The sequence below is a fragment of the Rhodomicrobium sp. R_RK_3 genome (assembly GCF_002198715.1).
Classification (GTDB): domain Bacteria; phylum Pseudomonadota; class Alphaproteobacteria; order Rhizobiales; family Rhodomicrobiaceae; genus R-RK-3.
This window is the reverse complement of sequence record NZ_MWLK01000024.1, coordinates 1-19,376: the sequence shown is the minus strand read 5'-3', so window position 1 is coordinate 19,376 and position 19,376 is coordinate 1. Positions and strand designations below refer to the sequence as shown.

Annotated in this window: 17 protein-coding genes; 6 read left to right on the top strand and 11 right to left on the bottom strand. The window is 65.5% G+C overall.

Annotated elements, in window-relative coordinates; all coding sequences use genetic code 11:
* Positions 1-178 precede the first annotated feature (178 nt).
* Positions 179-1,399: a cupin domain-containing protein gene (locus BLEFHOIH_RS13900; RefSeq protein WP_088346448.1), complete on the bottom strand. Its 1,221-nt coding sequence runs from the start codon at positions 1,397-1,399 to the stop codon at positions 179-181.
* A gap of 35 nt (positions 1,400-1,434) precedes the next feature.
* Entirely contained in the window at positions 1,435-2,217 is a 783-nt protein-coding gene (locus BLEFHOIH_RS13895; RefSeq protein WP_088346446.1) for an alpha/beta hydrolase, read from the bottom strand.
* Positions 2,218-2,616: 399 nt separating this feature from the next.
* On the opposite strand from BLEFHOIH_RS13895, the gene BLEFHOIH_RS13890 reads away from it, so the two are divergent.
* Positions 2,617-3,918, top strand: a complete 1,302-nt coding sequence (locus BLEFHOIH_RS13890; RefSeq protein ID WP_088346444.1) for an alpha-hydroxy acid oxidase — start codon at positions 2,617-2,619, stop codon at positions 3,916-3,918.
* A gap of 24 nt (positions 3,919-3,942) precedes the next feature.
* On the opposite strand, the gene BLEFHOIH_RS13885 is transcribed toward BLEFHOIH_RS13890, so the two are convergent.
* The gene (locus BLEFHOIH_RS13885; RefSeq protein ID WP_088346442.1) at positions 3,943-4,638 is read right to left on the bottom strand and encodes a type 1 glutamine amidotransferase domain-containing protein; all 696 of its coding nucleotides are present in this window, start codon (positions 4,636-4,638) and stop codon (positions 3,943-3,945) included.
* A gap of 160 nt (positions 4,639-4,798) precedes the next feature.
* Here BLEFHOIH_RS13885 and BLEFHOIH_RS13880 point away from each other — a divergent pair, with 160 nt between their 5' ends.
* Positions 4,799-5,692, top strand: coding sequence for an AraC family transcriptional regulator (locus BLEFHOIH_RS13880; RefSeq protein ID WP_088346440.1), 894 nt, complete (start codon positions 4,799-4,801; stop codon positions 5,690-5,692).
* Positions 5,693-5,732: 40 nt separating this feature from the next.
* Here BLEFHOIH_RS13880 and BLEFHOIH_RS13875 read toward each other — a convergent pair whose 3' ends face one another.
* Positions 5,733-6,167 carry a hypothetical protein gene (locus BLEFHOIH_RS13875; RefSeq protein WP_088346438.1) on the bottom strand — a complete coding sequence of 145 codons (435 nt, stop codon included), beginning with the start codon at positions 6,165-6,167 and terminating at the stop codon, positions 5,733-5,735.
* Positions 6,168-6,242: 75 nt separating this feature from the next.
* Entirely contained in the window at positions 6,243-6,962 is a 720-nt protein-coding gene (locus BLEFHOIH_RS13870) for a helix-turn-helix domain-containing protein (protein WP_088346436.1), read from the bottom strand.
* 135 nt (positions 6,963-7,097) lie between these two features.
* Between BLEFHOIH_RS13870 and BLEFHOIH_RS13865 the strand changes: the two genes are divergently transcribed.
* Complete coding sequence (locus BLEFHOIH_RS13865) at positions 7,098-7,820, top strand: response regulator (RefSeq protein ID WP_088346434.1); 723 nt, start codon at positions 7,098-7,100, stop codon at positions 7,818-7,820.
* Positions 7,821-8,026: 206 nt separating this feature from the next.
* On the opposite strand, the gene BLEFHOIH_RS13860 is transcribed toward BLEFHOIH_RS13865, so the two are convergent.
* Positions 8,027-9,190 (bottom strand): acyl-CoA dehydrogenase family protein, encoded by a 1,164-nt coding sequence (locus BLEFHOIH_RS13860; RefSeq protein ID WP_088346432.1) that lies wholly within the window; start codon positions 9,188-9,190, stop codon positions 8,027-8,029.
* Between the two features lies 1 nt (position 9,191).
* The gene (locus tag BLEFHOIH_RS13855) at positions 9,192-10,040 is read right to left on the bottom strand and encodes a MaoC family dehydratase N-terminal domain-containing protein (RefSeq protein ID WP_088346431.1); all 849 of its coding nucleotides are present in this window, start codon (positions 10,038-10,040) and stop codon (positions 9,192-9,194) included.
* Positions 10,041-10,188: 148 nt separating this feature from the next.
* On the opposite strand from BLEFHOIH_RS13855, the gene polA reads away from it, so the two are divergent.
* A complete protein-coding gene (gene polA / locus BLEFHOIH_RS13850) occupies positions 10,189-13,155 on the top strand; it encodes a DNA polymerase I (RefSeq protein WP_245297006.1) in 2,967 nt (988 codons plus the stop codon).
* 72 nt (positions 13,156-13,227) lie between these two features.
* Positions 13,228-13,674, top strand: a complete 447-nt coding sequence (locus tag BLEFHOIH_RS13845; protein WP_088346545.1) for a SufE family protein — start codon at positions 13,228-13,230, stop codon at positions 13,672-13,674.
* 340 nt (positions 13,675-14,014) lie between these two features.
* Here the strand turns inward: BLEFHOIH_RS13845 and BLEFHOIH_RS13840 are convergent, their stop codons facing one another.
* The 4 genes from BLEFHOIH_RS13840 to BLEFHOIH_RS13825 form a co-directional block, all read right to left on the bottom strand.
* Complete coding sequence (locus BLEFHOIH_RS13840) at positions 14,015-14,647, bottom strand: response regulator transcription factor (RefSeq protein WP_088346427.1); 633 nt, start codon at positions 14,645-14,647, stop codon at positions 14,015-14,017.
* A complete protein-coding gene (locus tag BLEFHOIH_RS13835; RefSeq protein ID WP_088346425.1) occupies positions 14,640-16,103 on the bottom strand; it encodes a sensor histidine kinase in 1,464 nt (487 codons plus the stop codon). Before BLEFHOIH_RS13835 ends, BLEFHOIH_RS13840 begins: the two co-directional genes overlap by 8 nt.
* Positions 16,104-16,268: 165 nt before the next feature.
* Positions 16,269-17,255 carry an MDR family oxidoreductase gene (locus BLEFHOIH_RS13830; RefSeq protein ID WP_088346423.1) on the bottom strand — a complete coding sequence of 329 codons (987 nt, stop codon included), beginning with the start codon at positions 17,253-17,255 and terminating at the stop codon, positions 16,269-16,271.
* A 539-nt stretch (positions 17,256-17,794) separates the two neighbouring features.
* Positions 17,795-18,583: a metal-dependent hydrolase gene (locus BLEFHOIH_RS13825; protein WP_088346421.1), complete on the bottom strand. Its 789-nt coding sequence runs from the start codon at positions 18,581-18,583 to the stop codon at positions 17,795-17,797.
* A gap of 304 nt (positions 18,584-18,887) precedes the next feature.
* Between BLEFHOIH_RS13825 and BLEFHOIH_RS26235 the strand changes: the two genes are divergently transcribed.
* Entirely contained in the window at positions 18,888-19,076 is a 189-nt protein-coding gene (locus BLEFHOIH_RS26235) for a hypothetical protein (protein ID WP_125461705.1), read from the top strand.
* The last annotated feature ends 300 nt before the right edge of the window (positions 19,077-19,376 follow it).

Below are 19,376 nucleotides of genomic sequence, written 5' to 3'. Positions count from 1 at the left end.
GGAGGCCGTCAATATGCGGCGTGATGGCTTCGTTCGGGCTGGGCGAAAACCACAGGTGCGCCGCCCCCCTGGTTGAATGGCTTTCCTCATCGCCCCGCACTCACGCGCCAGCGTTCGTTAGCCGAAGCGAGCTCCGGCTCGAACGCTGGCGGCAAGAGCGCCGTGCCAGTCCGAGTCCTCAGACCGGCACAACCCCGCGACTGCCCTTGGGAAACATCTCGACGTCTTCCCGGGTCAGGTTCAAATGCTGCATGAGCAGTTCCGGCGGGAGATGGCTGAACCAGTTGGCAAGCGAGACTTCTTCGTACCGGCTGGAGCGGAACAGCTCCAGGAACTGCATGACGTCTTTGCCGGTGTTCTCGACATAATGGCCGAAATTCTTGCGCACCACGCCGACATCGCCGGGCCGGAAGTCGTTGGTCGTCGCCCTCGGCCCGGTATTGAAGACCGTCATCCGGGCCTGCCCGCGCAGGAAATATTGCCATTCGTCGGCATTGGGGTGCCAGTGCATCTCACGCATCCCGCCCGGCTCGATGGTGACCAGGGCGGCCGCGACGGTCGTGATCTTGAAATTCCGGCTGTCGGCGACCTGGATGCGGCCGCCGCTATTTTCCCGGACCGGCTTGGAGCGCGACAGCCTGAAGATGACCGGGTCGGTGCCGCGTTCGACGCGTGACGCAGCCCTGTCCGCCTCCAGTTCGCCAGGCTCCTCGCCCTGGAAAATCCAGAGATTGTTGAGGGGGATGTTCTTGAACACCTCTTTGGGCACGCCGAAATTCTTCGACAGCACGTCGGGCGGCGTATGCGCGATCCAGTCGGTGACGAGCAGCGTATTGCTTTCGGACTGCCGGCCGTCGTCGAAGGCGAGCACGAACTCCGCGCCCTTCGGGCCGAGGCCCTGCAGCGAGTGCGGCAGGCCCGGCGGGAAGAACCACAAATCACCCTCCTCGACATCGTCGACGCTCGGACGCCCTTCGGCGTCTATGGTGGTGATGCGGCATTTTCCGGCCGTCATGATCGCCCATTCGCCGGTCTGGTGCCAATGCAGCTCGCGGATGCCGCCGGGTGCCAGATGCATGTTGACGCCGGCGATCTCCTCGGAGATGGCGAAGTCTTCGGATGTCAGTTCGCGCGCCCAGCCGCCGTTCTGGATCCGTTTCGGCGAGATGTTGAACGAGGACCAGAAGAAGGGCTGCGTGCTGATATCGGTGGCCGGCGGGTCCATCTGCGAGGGGAACTGGCTTTCGATGACCTCGTTATGCGGGCCATCGCTGCGCAGGCTCTCGGGATTGCCCTGAGTGTTGACGCGGCCCTGGGGCGGCAGGTCGGGATTGCCGAAGGTCGGCGTCGCATGGTTTGGAGCGCGGCCATTCGTGCGGGTCTGGGTGGTTGTGGACATTGGCTTTCCTTTCAAAGGCGGGGGAAGGCTTTGCGTCAATTGCCGGCCAGCTCGGCGCTGCGGGCGGCTTCGGCGATCACCGCCGCGACTTCTTTCGGTCGGGCTTCGAACACGTCGTGACCGACGCCCTTGATTTCGGTCACGCGGCTTTTGGCCCGGGCGTAGTACCAGCGCTCGAGATCGGGGTTGATGATCTTGTCGTCGGCGGCGACGATTCCCCAACTCGGCTTCGACCTCCAGGCGGCTTCGGTCAGCGGCGTGTTGAAAACCTTGGCCGCCGCCAGCACCTGCGAGCGGGCCATGAAATCCGCCCGTTCACGCGGCAGGTTGGGCGCGAACAGCACCGGAAAGTCCGCCGGCTTGAGGTAGGTGTATCCGTCCGGCGTCGACTTGATCGCGCCTGGGGTCTTGTCGAGGACGCTTGGCGTCTTCTTGGCCAGCGCCCCTTCGTCCTCGCCGACATCGGGCGCGTTCGCGGCGACATAGACAAGGCCGACGACCTTGGGATCGACGCCGGCCTGGGTGATGATCGAGCCGCCATAGCTGTGGCCGACAAGCAGCGTTGGACCGTCCTGCAGGTCGAGAACCCGCTTCGTTGCCGCAACATCGTCGGCAAATGCCGTTTCAGGCTCCTGCACCATGGTGACGTTGAAGCCCTCCCTGGTGAGGATGTCCCAGACCGGCCGCCATCCCGACGCGTCGACCCAGGCGCCGTGCACCAACACGATATTCTTGACCGGCTCGGCAGCCGCCGGCGGTATTGCCGAGACAAGGGGCAGGATGGCCGCAACGGCGAAGCAGAGTTTGAAGTGTTTCATCGATTGCTCCTGGATGTGCCATGGATGCTTGTGGCCGGCGGGCCGTCCGGCTGGACGTGACCATTCGGGCAATAGCTCGCCTTTCGCCGGTCTCCATGCCTGGTGATCTTTTGAGGGAAGCCCGTCCGCTGTCTTTGCCAAAAGCCGCGAACTTGCTTAAAGCTGCGACCTCGAACTTTGGCTTTCCGGTCGCGAACTATAGGCGCGAGGCGATCGGGAAAACTGACGTCGGTCAGTATGTGCCGCCGCAGCAGCGCGGGGGCTCGGGATGGCTCTTCACCTTGCTGAAGTCAGGCAGGAGCGGTAGGCTCCTCTCGGTCCGCGTCCGCCATCCGGCGACTTGCCCCCCGACATCACAAGAAAGTCCTCATGACCAAGAGCCATCCTGAAGGACCCGGAATGACGCAGCGCGGATTGATCGCGCGCCGCAAGTTCCTGCAATTTCTCGCGGCGAGCCCTCTCGCTGCCAACACGGCGATCGCCTCGAGCATCGCCACGCTGGTCGCCGCCGCGCCGGGCGAGGCGGTCGCCCAGAGCTACGACGTGCTGCGCGGGGCGCGCAGGGCGCTCGGTCCGGACGGCATCATCACCGCGCCGGGCGATGCGCTCGATGTGTTCGAGTTCGAGCCGGCGGCGAAGAAAGCCGTGCTGAGCCAGGAGGCGCCCCTGGGCAGCGCCCCGGCGCATTGGGGCTATCTCCAGAGCGGGGTCGATGGTGACGTCACGCGCGACGCCAACCGCACGGCTTATGCCGGCTACAATATCCGCGTGAAGCGCCTCGTCGACGTGCGCAAGGTCGACACCAGCGTCAGCGTTTTCGGCGAAAGCTGGGCCAGCCCCATCTTCATCTGCCCGGTCAGCAGCCTCGGCGCCTATGACCCCGAGGCGGGCGTCGCCGTGGCGCGCGCCGCCGGCAAGCGCAAGCACCAGATGATGCTGTCGACGGTCGACAATGCCAATATCGCCGACGTGAACAAGGCGCATGGCACGCCGGCCTGGTTCATGCTCTATCCGACCGACGAATGGAGCGTGACGCAGACGCTGGTGAAGCGCGCCGAGGACGCGGGTTCCCCCGCGATCATCCTGACGGTCGACCGGCAGGGCGGGCGCAACACCGAGACGCTGTTCCGCGAGCGGCGCCTGGACGACCGGGATTGCGCGGGCTGTCACCAGCCGGGCTTCGTGAATGAAGTCAGCCGCAAGACCAATTTCGCCGGCATCGACGTCGCCAAGGTGACGAATCTCTACGGCACCGGCATGACCTGGGAGTTCATCGACCGCCTGCGCGGCATCGTCAAAGGCAAGCTGCTGCTGAAGGGCATCATGACCGGCGAGGACGCCAAGGAGGCGCTGCGCCATGGCGTCGACGGCATCATCGTCTCCAACCATGGCGGGCGCGCCGAAGAGAGCGGGCAGGCGACCATCGGCGTGCTGGCTGAGATCGTCGACGCGGTGGGCGGCCGCGTGCCGGTGCTGATCGACGGAGGCGTGCGCCGCGGCACCGACGTGCTGAAGGCGCTCGCCCTCGGCGCCACCGCCGTCGGCATCGGCCGGCCCTATGTCTGGGGCCTCGCCGCATTCGGCGAGGCCGGCGTCGACCGCGTGCTCGAGATCCTGGACGCCGAGTTCACCACCATCATGCGGCAGGTCGGCGCGCTGAACGTCAAGCAGCTCACGCGGGACAATGTGACCCGCGCTTAGCGTGTGCGGGAGCGTAGCGCCCTGCTAGCGCAGCGCTTCCAGCACGGCGCTGGCGAGCGGGGCGCTGGAGGCGGGGTTCTGTCCGGTCAAGAGATGGCCGTCCCGAACGATATAGGCGGCCCAGTTCGGCCCCTTCTCATATTTGGCGCCGGACTTGCGCAGCGTATCGGCAAGCAGCCACGGCGCATTGTCGGCGGTGCCCAGCTCGACCTCCTCTTCATCGCTGAACGAGGTCATCTTCCGGCCCGCGAACGGCCAGTTTCCTGCGTCGTCCCTGGCTGCGAGGAGCGCCGCCTGGCCGTGGCAGACCGGCGCGATGATCCGGCCCATGCGATCGGCCTCAAGGAGGACGCGGCCCATGTCGGGATCCTTGTAGAGATCCTCGACCGGTCCATGGCCGCCGGGAATGACGATGGCGTCATAGCGCCCGGCGTCGACAGCGGCGAGCACCAGGGGTTTCGCCAGCCGCGCCGCAATCGCGTCCAGATAGGCGCGGAAATGATCGACATTGGCTTGGCCGACGACTGCGGGGATCATGCTGTGCGGATCGATCGTCGGCCGGGCGCCGCCGGGCGTGGCGATGTCGACGGTACAGCCGGCTTTGATGAACGCCTCGTCCATCACCACGAATTCCTCCGCCCACACGCCGCTCGGATATTTGGAGCCGTCGGCGCGGGTCCAGGTGTCGGCTGCTGAAAGGACAATCAAGATTGTGCTCATGACGCATTTTCCTTGCTGGGGATGATCGCTTGCCGCCCTTCCGGGCCGGCCATCGATCTATCGCCGACAATCCGGCGTCCGTGTTGCCCAAAGCTCGGAGAGCTTTGCCTGATTCTCCGAAGCCATTGCCCGGTGCGGCGGCCCGGGCTATGGAGGCGGCATGAAAGATGCGCTCTGCGATGCGCTCCGACGCTATGCCGAGGCTCATGCCGACCGGGACGGCGTCGCCCGCGCCCCGATCCCCGGCCTGTCCGTCGTCCGCGCAACGGCCACCGGCGAGCTGCAATACGCCATCCAGCGGCCGCTGATCTACCTTGTCGCGCAGGGCACCAAGCAAGTGACCATGGGCAGCCGGACGCTTTCGTGCAGCGCCGGCGATTCGGTGCTGATCAGCGCGGACGTGCCGACCGTCAGCCAGATCACCAGGGCCAGCCCGGTCGCGCCCTATCTGTCCTTCGTGTTGGATCTTGATCCCGCCGTCATCGCCGAGCTTGCGACCGAAATGACGGCGACGCCGGTCGAGGGCTGGGCGCCGGTGCGCCTCCAGCCGACCGATGACGAAGTCGCCGACGCAGCGCTGCGGATGGTGCGCCTGCTCGATCGTCCGGCCTCGGTGCGCGTGCTCCAGGCGCAGCTTGTCCGGGAGATGCATTATTGGCTGCTCGCCGGCCGCCATGGTCCCGCGATCCGGCATCTGGGCTTTCCCGACAGCCACGCCCGGCGCATCGCGCGCGCGGTCGAGCTGATCCGATGCGAATTTACGTCTACGCTCCCCGTCGAGCGGCTTGCCTCGGCCGCCGGCATGAGCCCGTCCGCCTTCCATCATCATTTCCGGGCGGTGACGTCGCTCTCGCCGCTGCAGTTCCAGAAGCAGCTTCGCCTGATCGAGGCCCGGCGCCTCATGCTCGCCGAGGGGCTGCCCGCCAGCAACGCGGCCTATGCCGTCGGCTATGCGAGCGTGCCGCAATTCACCCGCGAATATCGGCGCCTGTTCGGCCTGCCGCCGGTGCGGGACATCGAACAGGCAAGGCGCCGGTCGCAGGCGGCCGGATAGCCGCTGCCCGCCATTTGCGGGTCGCCGATCTTCGCAGCATTCAGGAAATCGCGCCGGAGCCGCCCGGGCGGAGCGCCGGCTGCGGATGATCCTGCGCGTGGACGGTATGCCGGCAATGGCGCAGCAGCACCCGCGTGCATTGGTCCTGAATGGCCGGGCTGGCGCTTATGGCCGTGGCAACGATGGCGCCATTCTCCAGATGCGCCGTCAGGATCGCCCCGATGTCGCCCGTGAACAGGCCGTCGATCGGTCCGGGCGCAGAGGACGGGTCGACCAGCGCCGCGAGACCGGCGCCACGCGCCGTGAGCGCCTCATACAGGGCCGATCCGGGTGCCATGGCCAGGGCGGGCGCGGCGATGCGGAGATTCTCCGGCGCCAGTCCCAGATCGAGAAAATCGCCGAGCGCCATAAGCAGGCTGCCGAGGTCGTAGAACACCCCGGTGGTCAGGCGAATTTTCTCGGCGGGTTCGCCCATTGTCAGCGGTCTTGATCGATTGTCAGCCCTGCTTACCCATGCGATCGGCGCCCTAATCGCGCCGCACGCTCGCCATCAGTGGCCGTTCTCGCCGCGCGCGAGCTCTTGCAACGCGTCATTATCCAAAAGAACCACCCGTGCGCTTTGCGGCAGATCAATCAGCCGGCGCGCCCGCAGCTTGGTCAGCGTCCGGCTCACCGTTTCGATGGTGAGGCCGAGAAAGTCGGCGATGTCGGCCCGCGTCATCGGCAATTCGACGATGCCGGCGCATTTGCCGGCGCGCTCGTTGCGGCGCGACAGGGCGACGAGAAACCCCGCCACCCGCTCGCAGGCGCTGCGATGGCCGGTGGTCATCATCAGGTCGCGCGTGGCCGCAAGCTCCTCCGAGATCGCCTGATAGAGCTTGAAACTCATCCCGGCGTCCACCGCCGCGATCTTGTGCAGCGCCGCGCGCGGCATCGCGCGGATGCGCAGCTCCCCCAGCGCCTGGGCGTTCATCACATAGTCGCTATGGATGCCGAGGCCGATCAGGTCGCCGGCATAGGCAAAGCCGAGGATCTGCCGCCGCCCGTCGGCCAGCACCTTGAACAGCGAGACCGCGCCGGTTTCGATGCGGTAGACATGATGGGCCGGGTCGCCCTCGGCGAAGACCATTTGCTTGGCCTCGACGCGGCGGATGGCCGCGTTCGACAGATATCGATGGAGACTATCGCCGGGGCTGGGGGCCTGATCGGCAGCGGTCTTCAGCGGGAAAATCGGTCCGCGGGCGGTTTCGAGATAGGACTGGCTCAGCATGACCCCTCCTGGGATGGCGACAGCCGCAGCTAACCAGCCGCGCGTCGCCTCCGTTCAACGGGGATGTAACGGCGTGTAAAAAAATGTGTAATGGGATCTTGCGAGAATGAGCCGTCACGGAGAGAGGCCGCAGGGATGAGCGCCCGCATACTCATTGTCGACGACGATTCCGAGGTGCGCCTGCTGCTGCGCCGCTGTTTCGAGCGCGAATCCTATGCGGTGTCGGAAGCGCAGAATGGCGATGAGCTGTTCGCCGCGCTGGAGCGCGAGCCGGTCAGCCTGATCACGCTCGACCTGGGGCTCGGCGGCGAAGATGGGCTGGCCTTGGCGCGGCGGGTGCGGGCGGCGCACAATCTGCCGATCGTGATGATCTCGGGCAAGGGCGACATGATCGACCGGGTGGTCGGGCTGGAGCTCGGCGCGGACGATTACATCAGCAAGCCGTTCCATCTGCGCGAGGTTCTGGCACGGGTGCGCGCGGTGCTCCGCCGCTACGAGGGCGGGGCGGCGGATGCCGGCGGGCAGGCGGCCGCGCCCGCCGAGCGCTTCCGCTTCGGCGACTGGGTGCTCGACGCCGGGCGGCGGGAACTGTCGGATGGCGGCGGCGCGGTTCACGAGCTGACCACGGCCGAATTCAACCTGCTCGACATCCTGGTCAGGCGGCCGGGCCGGGTTATTTCGCGCGACAATTTCATGGACTTGCTCAAGGGCAGCGACTGGTCGCCCCTCGACCGCAGCATCGACAATCTCATCGCCCGCGTCCGCAAGAAGATCGAGAGCGATCCGGAAACCCCGCGCCTGATCAAGACGGTGCGCGGCATCGGCTATGTCTTCACCGCCGAGGTGAAGCGGGGGTGACGTGGGCGCTCGCCGCTTTCAGCCGTCGTCCCGGACACCGCGCAGCGGAGAGGCGGGACCCAATAACCCCGGCTCTGACGGCCGGGGCGACGGAGTTTAGATCGCCGAGTTTTGCAGAGGACTCCACGGCGAGACGGCAAGGCTGCATGCGGTTCGGGCGCCGCGAATCGCGAGGCGCCGTTTGCCCTCGGCGGCCAATTCGGTGTTCAAAAAGATCGCGGCAGGCCGAGTACGTGCTCGGCGACATAGGCAAGCACCATGTTCGTCGAGATGGGCGCGACTTGATAGAGCCGCGTCTCTCGGAACTTGCGCTCGACGTCATATTCGCTGGCGAAGCCGAAGCCGCCGAAAGTCTGCAGGCAAGCATTGCCCGCCTCCCATGACGCCTTGGCGGCGAGGTACTTCGCCATGTTGGCCTGCGCGCCGCAGGGCTGCCCGGCATCGAACAGACGCGCCGCCTCGATGCGCATCAGATCGGCGGCCTCGATTTCGACATGCGCCTCCGCCAGCGGGAACTGCACGCCCTGGTTCTGCCCGATGGGCCGGTCGAACACCACGCGCTCGCCGGCATATGTCACCGCCCGGTCGATGAACCAGCGGCCGTCGCCGATACATTCGGCGGCGATCAGCGCGCGCTCGGCATTGAGGCCGTCGAGGATATAGCGAAAGCCCTTGCCCTCCTCGCCGATCAGGTTCTCCGCCGGGATCTCGAGATTGTCGAAGAACAGCTCGTTGGTCTCATGGTTGACCATGTTGGCGATCGGCCGCACGGCGAGCCCGTTGCCGATGGCCTCGCGCAGATCGACCAGGAAGATCGACATGCCATCCGCCTTGCGCGCCACCTCGGCAAGCGGCGTGGTGCGGGCGAGCAAAATCATCAGGTCGGAATGCTGGACGCGCGAGATCCACACCTTCTGGCCGTTGACGACATAGCGGTCGCCCCGCCGGACGGCGCTGGTGCGGATCTTGGTGGTGTCGGTGCCTGCGGTCGGCTCGGTGACGGCCATGGATTGCAGCCGCAATTCGCCTGAGGCGATTTTGGGCAGATAGAGCCGCTTCTGCGCGTCAGAGCCGTGACGCAACAGCGTGCCCATATTGTACATCTGGCCGTGGCAGGCGCCGGAATTGCCGCCGCAGCGGTTGATTTCCTCCATGATGACGCAGGCTTCACCGAGCCCCAGCCCGGAGCCGCCGAATTCCTCGGGGATCAGCGCCGCGAGCCAGCCCGCCTTGGTCAGCGCCTCGACGAAGGCTTCCGGATAGCCGCGCTCCTGGTCGATCTTGCGGAAATATTCGTCCGGGAAGTTGCGGCAGAGATCGCGGATGGCGTCGCGGATCGGCTGATGGGGATCGTCCGGCTTGTCGCGCATGTCATGCCTCGGAGAAGGTGGCGGTGGCGTCCATGCACAACGCATTGCCGGGGCCCGCGATCCAGAGCCTCACCTGTCCCGGCTCACCCGGCTTGCCGCACACGGCAAAGGGCGCGGTGTCGAAGACCGGGGCCGTGGCGCGGAAGCTGAAGCGGCTGAGCCTTGCATCCGGCAGGTGGCGCCGGAAATGGTCGGCGAGCAGCGTTGCCAGCAGAGGACCATGCACGACGAGGCCGGGATAGCCTTCGACGCCCGTTGCGTAAGGCTGGTCGTAATGGATGCGATGGCCGTTCAGCGTCAGCGCCGAATAGCGGAACAGCAGCACGGGATCGGGCGCGATTTCGCGCGTCCAGGCGGCGTCCTCCGGGGCCTTGCCCGGCTCCGCTGCGGACGCGCCCGGCTGCGGCGCATCGCGATAGACCAGATCCTGCCTCTCCGCGATGGCGAGCCCGTGCTCGCCGGAAATCTCATGCAGCAAGGTCAGCAGCACCAGCGTGCCGCTGCGGCCCTGCTTCTCTTCAATGCTCTCGATGCCCGAGACGCGGCGAACCCGCTCGCCGATATGGATAGGCCGATGGAACGTAAGGTCGCCGCCCGCCCACATCCGCCTCGGCAATGCGATCGGCGGCAGGAAGCCGCCCCGCTTCGGATGGCCGTCCGGGCCGATCTCGGATTGCCTCGGGCGCGGCAGGAAACACAACCAATGCGCGAGCGGCGGCAGCGGCGCGCCATCGGCGGGCAGGGCGGGGTCGCGGTCGAGCAGCCCTTCCAGGGAGGCGAGTGCCGCCGCCCCTGGCCTGTCCTCCGCCATCTCCGTCCGCCCAAGCCATTCCGCCGGTTCAAAATTCATATCGCTTCCCTATATTATGGAGGGACGCCATTCTCCGGCCGCCCCCGCCTCATTGCAAGGCGCGCCGCCGCCCTGGCCCTGCGGAAATCTCCCGCTTTCCCTTTAACCCGCCCCCTTCCGTGCCTATAGTTACGCGATGACACAAACCATGACGGCCGATTCGCAAAGCCAAGCAACCTGCCCGGTCCCGCAGCCGGTGAAGGCAGGCGACCATGTCTATCTGATCGACGGATCGACCTATATTTTCCGCGCCTATTTCGCCATGTTCAAAGCCGCCCAGGCGCGCGGCCGCAGCTTCACCCGATCGGACGGCACCCCGGTCGGCGCGGTGATGACCTTCTCCAACATGCTCTGGAAGATCCTGCGCGAGGGCATCGACGACGGCAAGCCGACCCATCTGGCCGTCATCTTCGACCATTCCGGCGAGACCTTCCGCAACGCGCTCTACCACCAGTACAAGGCCAATCGCGACGCGCCGCCCGACGAGCTGGTGCCGCAATTCCCGCTGATCCGCGATGCGGTGCGCGCCTTCGGGCTGCTGCCGATCGAGAAGCAGGGTTTTGAGGCCGACGACCTGATCGCCACCTATGCCTGCCACGCGGTCGAGGCGGGCGCGCATGTCACCATCGTCTCCGGCGACAAGGATCTGATGCAGATCGTCGGTCCGTCCGTGTCGATGTACGATCCGATGCCGGGCAATGAACGGCGCATCGGCGAGGACGAGGTGCGAGCGAAATTCGGTGTCGGGCCGGACAAGGTCGTCGATGTGCAGTCGCTTTGCGGCGACGCCACCGATAATGTCCCGGGGGTTCCGGGCATCGGCGTGAAGACCGCCGCGCAGCTCATCCAGGAATATGGCGATCTTGATACGCTGCTCGCCAACGCCGCCAGCATCAAGCAGAACATGCGCCGCGAGCGGCTCCTGCAATATGCCGATCAGGCCCGGCTCAGCCGTGAGCTGGTGCGGCTGAAGACCGATGTGCCGCTCGATGTGCCGCTGGCCGAGACCTGTCTCGGCGAGGTCGAGCCGCGCGCGCTGCTCTCCTTCATGCGGCTGATGGAATTCACCACGCTGACGAAGCGCGTCGCCACGGCCTTCGGCGTCGATATTCCCGGCGCGGCCGAGATCGAAACGCCGGCCCAGCATGACGCCGCCCTCGCCCAGCCGGTCAAGACCGAGACCGACGCGGGCAACATGCCGGCCGCCTATGCCGCGCGCCGCAAGGCCGAGATCCGGGCGATCCCGTTCGACATCTCCGCCTATGAGACCGTCACCACGCTCGACCGGCTCGCCGAATGGATCGCCATGGCGGTCGAGCAAGGCTATGTCGCTTTCGACTCGGAGACCACCGGGCTCGACCCGATGAAGTGCAATATTGCCGGCTTCTCGCTGGCGCTGGCGCCCGGCCGCGCCTGCTACGTGCCGATCGACCATCGCCCGGCGACGGACGGCCTCGACCTCGACAATACCGGCGCTATCGCGCAGGCGCCGAAGAAGGAGGCGCTGGCTCTGCTGAAGGGCCTGCTCGAGGACGAAGGCGTGCTCAAGATCGGCCAGAACCTGAAATACGACATCCAGGTGCTGCGCCGCTGCGGCATCGAGATCGCGCCGGTCGACGACACCATGCTGATGTCCTATGCGCTCGATGCGGGCATGGGCTCGCACGGCATGGACGAGCTGTCCCAGCGCCATCTCGGCCACAAGCCGATCGCCTTCAAGGATGTCTGCGGCAGCGGCAAGTCGCAGGTGACTTTCGACCGCGTCCCCGTCGCCAGGGCGACCGAATATGCTGCCGAGGATGCTGACGTCACGCTGCGGCTCTGGCACATTCTTTCGCCCCGCCTCGCCGCCGAGGGCATGGCCGCCGTCTATGAGCGGCTGGAGCGGCCAATGATCCACGTCCTCGCCGACATGGAAGGCGCGGGCGTGCGCATCGACCCGGCGCTGCTGAAGACGCTGTCGGTGAAATTCACCGATGCGCTCGCCGACATCGAGAAGGAAGTGCACGAGCTGGCGGGCGAAAAATTCAATGTCGGCTCGACCAAGCAGCTTTCGGAAATCCTGTTCGGCAAGCTCGGCTATCCCGGCGGCAAGAAGACCGGCACCGGCGTCTGGAGCACCGGCGCGACGGTGCTGGACGATCTGGCGAATAGCGAGAACCTGGCCGAGGAGGCGCGGCGGCTGCCCGTCAAGCTGCTGGAATGGCGCCAGCTTTCCAAGCTGAAGAGCACCTATACCGACACGCTGCCCGCCCATATTCACCCGGAAACGGGCCGCATCCACACTTGCTATTCGCTCGCCTCGACTTCGACCGGGCGGCTCGCCTCGACCGAGCCGAACCTGCAGAACATCCCGATCCGCACGGCGGAAGGCCGCCAGATCCGCATGGCCTTCATCGCCGAGCCGGGCCACAAGCTGATCTCGGCCGACTACAGCCAGATCGAGCTGCGCGTGCTCGCCCATGTCGCCGACATCCCGGCGCTGAAGGCGGCGTTCGCCGAGGATCTCGACATCCACGCCATGACGGCGTCGGAAATGTTCGGGGTGCCGATCAAGGACATGCCGGGCGAGGTCCGCCGCCGCGCCAAGGCGATCAATTTCGGCATCATCTACGGCATCTCGGCCTTCGGTCTGGCGCAGAATCTCAGCATTTCGCGCAGCGAGGCGGGCGACTACATCACCAAGTATTTCGAGCGCTTCCCCGGCATCCGCGCCTATATGGAGGCGACCAAGGCAACCGCCCGCGACAAGGGCTACGTGACGACGGTGTTCGGGCGAAAAATCCATTTCCCCGACATCACCAGCTCGAACCGCGCCATGCGCAGCTTCTTCGAGCGCGCGGCGATCAACGCCCCGATCCAGGGCACCGCCGCCGACATCATCCGCCGGGCCATGGTCAAGATGGCCGGCGAGTTGCGCACGGCGGGCGTCGAGACGCGGATGCTGTTGCAGGTGCATGACGAACTGGTGTTCGAGGCCAAGGACGCGGATGTCGAGATGACCATCGCGACGGCCAAGCGCGTCATGGAGCGCGCCGCCGAACCGGCCGCCATGCTGTCCGTGCCGCTGCGGGTGGACGCCCGCGCCGCCGACAATTGGGACGAGGCGCATTAGCCGCTTGGTTTTTCGATTGGAAAATCGCGGCGGCGGCCTCATATCTAGCAGATGAGTTCGCAAGCGCCGCGCATGACCTCCATCGACGAAATTCTCGATAATTTCTCCCTGCTCGACGATTGGGAGGATCGCTACCGCTATGTCATCGAGCTGGGCGGCGGGCTCGAACCGCTGACGGAGGCGGAACATGCGCCCGAATACAAGGTGCGCGGCTGCGCCAGCCAGGTCTGGTTCGTCTCCGAGGCCAAGCCTGACGGCCAAGGCGGAACTTCGCTGACGTTCCGGGGCGACAGCGACGCCCATATCGTGCGCGGCCTGATCGCCATCCTGATCGCCATCTATTCCGGCAAGCCGGCCCGCGAAATCCTCAGCTTCGACACCGAGGGCCTGTTCGCCCGCATGGGCCTCAAGGACCACCTGACCCAGCAGCGCTCCAACGGCCTCGCCTCGATGGTCCAGCGCATCCGCTCCGACGCCGCCGCCGCCCTCGGCGCCTCCGCCGACGCTGGCTCGGCATAGGCAATTCCCGTAATCAGCTTTTCCCTCTCCCATGGGGAGAGGGTGGTCCGCGAAATGCCTATCCGTGTGGCGATGTCCGATGGGGATTACCCCCTCACCCTAACCCTCTCCCCATGGAGACCTTTGCAAAACTTCGATTCCTTCGCCCCGGCCGTTAGAGCCGGGGGCCACTCGCCTCTCCACTTGCCGCAGCAATAGCGGAAATAGGATTGGGTCCCGGCTCGGCCTGACGGCCGTCCGGGACGACGGGGAGAGGACCTTCGATACGCAAAGGTCTCCCATGGGAGAGAACTTGGCTGCGGCTAGCTTGGAGGACAGGGCACTTAAACCCCCTCGCCGCCTAAACCTGCGTGCGCACCGCGATGGCTTCGGCGCGGTTGCGGACTTGCAGCTTTTGGAAAATCCGCGACATGCAGTTCTTCACCGTCGGCAAAGCGAGATTGCAGCGGGCGGCGATCTCGCCGTTGGTCAGGCCCTGGGCGGCGTAATCGAGCATTTGCTGCTCGCGCTCGTTCAGCTTGGCGCGGGGCGGGGCCTCGGCGGGCTGCGTCCTCAGCCGCTGCGCCAGCAAGCGCGAGGACAGCGTCGGCGTGATGTAGGGCCGCCCATGATGCACGGCCCGCACCGCCTCCATCAGCTCGGCCGTATTGGTCCCCTTCAGCAGATAGCCGCTCGCCCCTGCCGCAAGCGCCGAGGCGACATGCTCGTCATCGTCCGAGCCGGTCAGCATGATGATCTTCACCGGCACGTCGCTGTCGACGATGCGGCGGGCCGCCTCGATGCCGCCGCCGGGCATGGTGATGTCGAGCAATATGATGTCGGGCTTTTGCTCGCGCGCGATCTGGCAGGCATCGGCGGCGGACATGCCTTGCGCGACGAGGCGGATTTCCTGCACCTTGCGTAAGGCGCGCTCGACGCCGTCGCGAAAGAATGGGTGGTCATCGACGATGGCGATGCGGATGGTCTCAGACATGGGACAGCGCCTCTGAATTGGCACGCGGCAAGCGGAAACGCACCGTGAGCCGGGTGCCGGCCCCAGGCTTGGAATCGATCAGGAACTCGCCGCCCAGCGACTCGACGCGGTCCCGGAGGCCGATCAGACCCTGGCCCCGGCCCTCCGACAACGCGCATTTATTGCCGAGGCCCGGCCCGGTATCGGAGACATGAACCTCGATCTGGTCGCCCGAGCAGCGCGCGGCGATGGCCTGGCCGTTGCTGTTGGCGTGGCGGAAGGCGTTGGTCAGCCCTTCCTGCGCGAAGCGGTAGAGGCAGGTCTTCAGCGACAGCGGCACCTGCGCCGGCAATTCGGCGATGTCGCGCAGCACCGGATTGCCGGTGCGCCGCTCATGCCGCCGCGCCGCCATTCGCAGTGTGGATTGCAGCGTCAGGCCCTCGATTTCCGGCGGCGCAAGACCCGACGAAATATTGCGGATCTCATGCAGGCTGTCGCCGAGCGCGTCTCGCAGCACGCCGATATCCTCGCCCGCCTCCTCGACGATGGATTTCTCCGCCCCCAGCACGATGTCGCTCAGCGAGTCGAGTCTCAGCACCGCCATGCCGAGCAACTGCACCGGCCCGTCATGCAGATCCGCCCCGATCTGGCGCAGATAACGCTCGTTCATTTCCGCGACGCGCATATTGGCGTCATTGGCGCGCTGGCGCAGCGTGTCGTTCTCGGCGAGTGCGCGGGAGAGGTCGGCGATGCGGTCCCGCAGCGAGGCGCGCTGTTCGGTGATGGTGCGGCTGCCCTTGCCGACGATGACGATCTGCAGGCCCAGCATGGCGAAGGTGACGGCCCCCACCACCATCCAGCTTCCGATCCGGGCGCTGGCCAGCTCCTGCGGCAGGGTCGGGGTGATTTCATAGGCTTCGGCAAGGGCGATGATGCGGTTGCTGCCGGTCTCGCGGATCGGCGCGTAGATTTCGAGGATGGGTTCGTCGGCTGCCCGGATCGGGGCGCTCTCTTCGTCGCCGAGATTGCCGTAATCGGCGGTGACCTTCCCGCGCCAGGACTGCTCGCGCAAGGGCGAGGGCGGGAAGCTGCGCCCGACCAGCTCCTGGCGGTCGCTATAGACGATGGTATCGCCCTTCCAGATGCGGAATCCGACGATCGGCTTGCCGATCACCTGGGGGAGCAGCAGCGCGTCGAGCGCTTCCCGGGTTTCGGGGCGCAGGGTCGGCTGCGCGCTCAGCTCCTGCACCTGCGCGGCGACGAAGCTGTCCGTATACATGGCGGCCGCGACGGCGTTGCCGTGAACGACGCCTTCGCTGATGCGGCTGGTCACCCAATGGCCGATGCTCAGCATGCCCAGCACCAGGATGGTCGAGGTGACGATGGCGAACTGCACCGACAGGCTGCGCCGCGCCCATTGCCGCCGGGCGGACCGGGCAGCCCATCTCAACCAGCGCAGCGCGGACCGTTTGCCCATGGATTGCCGATGCAGTTATGCCACTGCCGATCAATATAGGCCGCGCCGGTCCCCCCGGCACCTTACCAACGTCCCATATCACCCCTGGACTTTGGGCCCATCGCCCATGGGATGTTGCTGAATTTGCAGCACCTCGCACGCCCGCGAACGGAGGTGCAAAGGGCGTCAGGCGACCTCAAGCACGGTGCGGCCCTTGATCCGCCCCGCGATGATCTCGGGCGCCAGCGATACCACATCCCGCACCGGGCGAGTCTCGGTCATCGCGTGCAGCGCCGCCAGATCGAGATCGCGCGCCAGCCGGGTCCAGGCCTCGCTGCGCTTGGGCTTCGGCGCCATCACCGATTCGATGCCGGTGAGCGTCACGCCGCGCAGGATGAAGGGGGCGACGCTGGTCGGCAGGTCCATGCCGCCGGCATTGCCGCAAGCCGCGACCGCGCCGCCATAGCGCGTTTGCGACAGCACATTGGCGAGTGTCGTCCCGCCGGCGACGTCGATGGCGCCCGCCCAGCGCTCCTTGGCCAGGAGGCGCGGCGCGCCGACGAGGTCCTCGCGCGGCACGATCTCGCTGGCGCCGAGCGACTTCAGATAGTCCGCCGTCTCGGCCCGCCCGGTGCTGGCGGCCACCGTGTAACCCAGCCGCGTCAGCAATGCGACCGCCACGCTGCCGAGGCCGCCCGCCGCGCCGGTAACCAGCACCGTGCCGCTGCCCGGCCTGACATGCAGCGCCTCCAGGGCCATGACCGCCAGCATCGCCGTATAGCCGGCGGTGCCGAGCGCCATGCAATCGGCGCGGCTGAAACCGGCGGGGACCGGGAGCAGCCAGTCACCCTTGACCCGCGCCATCTGCGCATAGCCGCCATAATGCGTCTCGCCGACGCCCCAGCCGTTGAGCAGCACTTCGTCGCCGGGCTTGAAATCGGGATGCGACGAGGCCGTCACCTCACCGGCGAAATCGATGCCCGGAATCATCGGCCAGCGGCGGATGACCGGCGCCTTGCCGGTCATGGCCAGCCCGTCCTTGTAATTGATGGTCGAGTGGGTGACCCGAACCGTTACGTCGCCCTCCATCAGGTCGTCCTCGGTAAGGCGTGTCCATTCGGCGGACTGGCCGTCGGGTGTTTTCGAGATCAGCAGGGCATCGAAGGCGGTCATGCGCGGAGTTTCCTCAGGCTTTTCTCAAACCAACTTGTCAGTAGTCGGCGCGCCAAATCAAGCGGATCAGCGCAGGAAGGCGCATTTGCCAGATTTGCATATGTTCAGTCCGGCCGCTTCCCATAAACATCCGGTTTAACCCATCGGACGCACAGCTAAGATGCTCATCAGCCTGGAATATTGCGTTGCGGGATAAGATTGTCTTGCAGATAAGCGAAAACAATACCTAAACTCTTCGCCATGGGAGCCGCGTGCGCCGCCGGTGAGCTGGAGCGCACTAGGCTAGTAAAAAAAATGGCAACCAAACCGGCCTCTCCGCGTTGAGGCTGTTCGCTTGAGTTGACCAATAGCTGGGAGCTTAAGGATGGAACTGACCACGAGCTGGAGAAAGCTCGCCACCGTGCTGGCATTCGGCTTTCTGACCGCCATTCTGCTCGGCATGGTGTAGCAGCCGCAAAGCGCGATAATCCTGCCCGATCACATATGCAAAAAGCCGCGAAGGTGAGTCTTCGCGGCTTTTGTTTTGCGCGGTCCGGCGTTTATTCCGGGCGGGCGGCGGCGTCCCCGGCGGACGCGGCGCGGCGCTCTCCGGGGATCGAGGCGGTGTCGGCCATCCGGCTCTGGAACCAGCCATTTTGCGGGAACATGCGCTCGCGGAAGAAATGCGAGACGACCGACGGCTGCATGATGTGCCGGAAATCGGCCGAGGGCGGCGTGATCATGAGGCAGGCGACCAGCGCCCCGGCCATCAGTGCCGACGAGCTGCGCGAATTCCAGTCGAACAATTTGAGCGCCGTGCCGAACGAGCGCTTGATGCGCGCGCCGGTGATGTCGACCGAATAGATCTCGTCCAGCAGCAGATGGATGAGATAGCCGAAGAACACGAACAGCCCCGCCATCCAGGCCACCACCGGCTCGCGTCCGAAGCCGTAAGCGATGATGATCGTAGTGAGGGCCATGAAGAACAGCCCCGCCAGCAGCGAATGGAAGATGCCGCGATGGATGGCCGTGCGGTGGAACAGATGATACGCGCCGAAGCGGATCAGCGTGAACACGGCCGTCCAGATCAGCCAGAGCTCGATGATCGAATAGGTCGCCTTGAAATTGAACAGCACGACGAAGGCCAGCACCAGTCCGAGGCCGGTGAACAGCGCGCGGGAGGGCACGGCCTTTTCCAGGTCGATGTCCGGAAGCACGCTGCCGATGACGCCGGCGACGGTCAGCGTCAGCAGATCGCCGGAGGGGACGATCGCGGCCGCATAGGTCGCCGAGGCCGCCAGCCCGGCCCCGACGGCGCCCCAGCCAAGATGCGTTGCAAAATCCGCCATAGAATCACGCTCCCATAAATCCCGATCGGCGGGAGCTTAGGCGATTCGGGCCTTTCGGACTTGGTGTCTTGCACAGGAAAGCGCGGCGAATGGGGGCCTGCGGATTGTGCGCGCGGAGGTTGTCGAAATGTCGCGCCCTATGAGATGCGTGTGCGCTCTTGACGGTCCGGATTTTTGTGGATAAAGATGGTTTCAACAGTGTCGTTTGAGTCAGTGTCAAGGCTATTCGTTAGGGACGCCTTAGTTTCGACAAAAGCGAGATGCATAAAGGTCACAACGAGCAACCGAAACAACGGGGACCAGCGTGGCGGAATATGAGAGCATTCTAAAATTCCTGGCTTCCAATCCGCCCCGGCGGGAACAAGAGAAGAAGATACACGCCTCGCTTTTAGAAATGCTGGCAAAAAAATTACGAAAAGAGACTGCAAATTTTGGGATCGAGGCCTTGAACAATCAAAATAGCGATCCAATCTCTAAGAGACGTTACAACTGATTACTTTAGTTTATTGCAGCCGAGTTTAGTAAGCGTTGCGTGTGTTGTGTCTGTAGCGTTCGTTGCGTCGAGTTTACAAGCAGTCAGCCAGATTGCTGGAAGCACGGATTGTAACGAGTAGCCCAAAGACGGTTCGGTGTTGCGTATGACCGGATTTGGGGCCGATGCAAGAGCAGCCTTGGCCGGAAACCCCAAGGCAGACGAAGCACAGCTTCGTCTGCCGACGACGAAGGAAGACGATTTCATTATTTGATTCCCCCGAGAGGTGCGGGTCATCTGCCCCCCCCAATGCCCCCATCG